At 29.2% G+C, this 3,118-nt stretch carries 2 protein-coding genes; both read left to right on the plus strand.

Annotated elements, in window-relative coordinates; all coding sequences use genetic code 11:
* Nucleotides 1–332: 332 nt before the first annotated feature.
* The gene (gene acsV, locus ACRC03_RS12515) at nt 333–2,261 is read left to right on the plus strand and encodes a corrinoid activation/regeneration protein AcsV (RefSeq protein WP_438652908.1); all 1,929 of its coding nucleotides are present in this window, start codon (nt 333–335) and stop codon (nt 2,259–2,261) included.
* A gap of 3 nt (nt 2,262–2,264) precedes the next feature.
* A partial coding sequence (locus ACRC03_RS12520; RefSeq protein WP_438652909.1) for a radical SAM protein occupies nt 2,265–3,118 on the plus strand: 854 nt, incomplete at its 3' end.

The following is a 3,118-nucleotide window of genomic DNA, read 5'->3' on the forward strand; positions in this document are numbered from 1 at the left end:
CATTACCAAGAAAAATATTAGGCTACAATACACCCGAGAAACTATTTGAAGAACACTTAGATTCTATATATGCAGCCTAATATTTGGGTTATTTTTCATATTTTAAAAAATAGTTCAATTTGATATTGCAATTAAGCAACAATAATATTATATAAAAAATAGCATATTTATAAAATACATAAAATAAATATATTTAGAAAATCAACTTAGAAAATTATTAATATATCATTTAAATATATTAACAAAAATGTGTAATAAGTGGAAAAACTAATACTTACAAGGTAAATTATGCTAAAATTATAGTAGAAAAACATATTGGGGGAAAATATAAAATGATAAAGGTAAATTTTAAATCGAATAATAAAGAAGTTTACTGTGAAAAAGGGGAAAACTTGTTAGAAGTTGCAAGAAAAGCAGGAATTTTCATCGATGCTCCTTGTAACGGAAATGTATCTTGTGGAAAATGTAAAGTTAAGCTATTAAGGGGAAACGTTGACACAGAAAAAACATTACATATAAAAGATGAAGAATGGGAACAAGGATATATATTAGCATGTAATACAAAGGTAGTAGAAGATATAGAAATCGAAATTCCTTCGAAATTATCATCATCTATGCATGGAATGAAAATAGAAGGAAGCGACAAGAAAAAGGATAAAGAAATCTTTGATAGGGCAAAGAAAATAATAGAAGAAAACGATTTTGAATTTAAAACAAATATAGTTAAAAGCTACATAGAATTAGAAGAGCCTACATTAGATGACAATATATGTGATATAGATAGATTAGAAAGACACGTAAGAAACAACTTAGGATTTAATGAAATAGACTTTACTATGGAGTTACTTAGAAAGACTCCTGTGGCTTTAAGAGAAAAGGATTTCAAAGTAACTATAACTTATGTAAAGAAGAAAAATAAATTAACAATATTAAATATAGAACCAGGCAATACAGAAGGTGAACTTTATGGAGTTGCAATAGATATAGGAACAACTTCAGTAGTAGTTTGCTTAGTAAATCTATACACTAAAGAAGTAATAGATAAAGCTTCATCTGGAAATGCTCAAATAAAATATGGAGCAGATGTTATACATAGAATTATATATTCAACTAAGAAAAATGGACTAGATGAATTAAATAAAGCAGTAGTAGATGATACTATAAATTCATTATTAGAGTCTATATATACAAAAAATAATATAGAGAAAGACAACGTAGTTAGCCTTGTAGTAGCTGGAAATACAACAATGTCTAGTTTATTCTTAGGTGTACATTCTGATTACTTAAGACAAGAACCATTTATACCAGCATTCTTAAAATCACCTAGATTAATAGGTAAAGATATAGGTCTTAATGTAAATAATAGTGCGTATGTTTATCTTGCTCCATCTGTAGCAAGTTATGTTGGAGGAGATATTACAGCAGGGGTATTATCTGCAGGTATATGGGCTAGTGAAGAAAATGTATTATTTGTAGACTTAGGAACTAATGGTGAGATAGTATTTGGTAACAAAGACTATATGATGAGTTGTGCTTGTTCAGCTGGACCTGCTTTTGAAGGTGGAGGAATAAGTTGTGGTATGAGAGCCTCAGGTGGTGCTATTGAAAAAGTAAACATAGATAAAGAAACTTTAAAACCAGAGCTTACAATAATAGGAGATGGGGAACCTGTAGGAATCTGTGGTTCAGGAATAATAGATTTAATATGCAAAATGCTTCTTACTGGAATAATTGATAGAAGAGGAAAAATGCATAGAGATATAGATAACGATAGAGTAAGGTTTAATGAGCATGAAATAGGGGAATATGTATTAGCTTTTAAAGAAGAATACAATATAGAAAATGATATAACAGTAAATGAAATAGATATAGATAACTTTATAAGAGCAAAGGGAGCTATATATTCAGGGGCTGCTACTCTTATAGAAAGCTTAGGGATGGACTTTAGTGTTATAGATAAGATGCTTATAGCAGGTGGAATAGGAAACAATCTAGATATAGAAAATGCAATATTAATAGGCTTATTACCTGATATAGAAAGAGAAAAATTTGAATATATAGGAAATAGCTCATTAGTAGGGTCTTATCTTACATTAATAAGCAAGGATGCGAAAAAGAAATTACAAGAAATAGGTAATGAGATGACTTATGTAGAATTAAGTGTCTATCCGTCATATATGGATGAATTTATATCTGCATGCTTCTTACCACATACAAATATAGAGCAATTCCCAACTGTAAAAGAACTATTGGAGGGATAGGATATGAGCTTAGCTGATAAAATGCAAAAAGCTATGAAAATCAAAAATGATAATTTTGGAAATACCATAGAGTTTTCATATCCAAATGAAACTTTAGCAATTAGTACTACAAATAATAGTTGTTCTTTAAGTTGTGCCCATTGTAATGGGCACTATTTAAAGAATATGACTCCTATAAATGAGTATGAAAGTAAGGTCAAAGGAAGAAATATAAATAGTTTGTTATTAAGTGGAGGATGTAGTTTTGATGGAGATGTTCCTATAAATAATCATCTAGACACTATAAAAAAATTAAAAGAAGAAGGATATAAATTAAATGCTCATTTAGGTCTTATGGATAAAGAGAGTATAGAGGCTGTTTGTAGGTATTTAGATGTAGTTTCTTTTGATTTAGTTTTTGATAAAGATACTATAAAAGAAGTTTACAAGATAGATAAAACAAGAGAAGACTACATAAAAACTTATGAAACAATAAAGGAAAATACAGAAGTAGCACCTCATATATGTATAGGACTAAAGGGGGGAGAAATAAAGGGAGAATATGAAATAATAGATTATTTAGCTCAAGAACCTCCTAAAAAAATAACCTTTATAGTATTAATACCTACAAAAGATACAGACTATGAAAATGTAAGTGCACCAGATTTACAACAAGTGGCAGATGTACTATGTGAAGCTAGAATAAGTTTACCGAATACAGAAATTAATTTAGGGTGTATGAGACCTAGGGGACCTTACAGAAAAGAATTAGATGAACTAGCATTAAAGTGCGGAGTAAATAGAATAGTTCTACCATCTAGAGACGCTAAGAATAAAGCAATACAAATGAATATGACTATAACAGAGACTAAGGAGTG

Origin of the sequence: Romboutsia sp. (assembly GCF_051659545.1) — a bacterium.
Taxonomy (GTDB): Bacteria; Bacillota; Clostridia; order Peptostreptococcales; family Peptostreptococcaceae; genus JBOFOR01.